Source organism: Candidatus Izemoplasma sp., assembly GCF_982632705.1.
Genome location: NZ_CEXEES010000019.1, coordinates 27,247 through 27,822, shown reverse-complemented (window position 1 = coordinate 27,822; position 576 = coordinate 27,247). Strand labels below are relative to the sequence as shown.

The following is a 576-nucleotide window of genomic DNA, read 5'->3' as shown; positions in this document are numbered from 1 at the left end:
TTTACGATCAACGTATCCCTTTAGAACCAATCGATTTATCGCTGTTGTTAATGTACCAACAGTTACTCTTAATTTAGCTGCTGTATTAGACATTGTTGGTGATTGTGTTTTACTTATTGCTTCTAATACATGTACCTCATTCATAGATAAATCAACACCACGTTCACGTAGGTTTTGTCCTTCTATACTTAAAATATGATGAAACACTTCTACAAGTAGTTCATTGATTACTTTTTTAGTATTATTCATATTTTATTCCCCCTTTAACTATTTCTTAATATATCCTACTCCAACAGTTCCTGGACCAGCATGTGCTCCAACTACAGGTGTTAAAGGATATACTTTTATTTCTTTTAAGTCTGGACGTGACGCTTTTATTTTTTCTACAATGTAGTTAACGCGGTCCATATTATTTGTATTTAATAAGAATGGTTCAATATCCATACCTTCAATTTCCTCTAAAAATTTAGAAATCAAACGATCAGTTGCTTTTGTTGATGTTCTTATTTTTTCTATACTTTCTACTTTTCCATCTTTGGTTACTAAGGAACCATCTGCAGCCACATGTAAACCATC

At 32.1% G+C, this 576-nt stretch carries 2 protein-coding genes; both read right to left on the bottom strand.

Annotation, left to right across the window (positions count from 1 at the left end):
* Positions 1–249 (bottom strand): MarR family transcriptional regulator (locus tag AC2LE6_RS04220; RefSeq protein WP_484478005.1); only part of this gene is annotated, 249 nt, incomplete at its 3' end.
* Between the two features lie 18 nt (positions 250–267).
* Positions 268–576, bottom strand: a 309-nt coding sequence (locus tag AC2LE6_RS04215) for a DegV family protein (RefSeq protein WP_484478004.1), incomplete at its 5' end; no start/stop codon positions are given.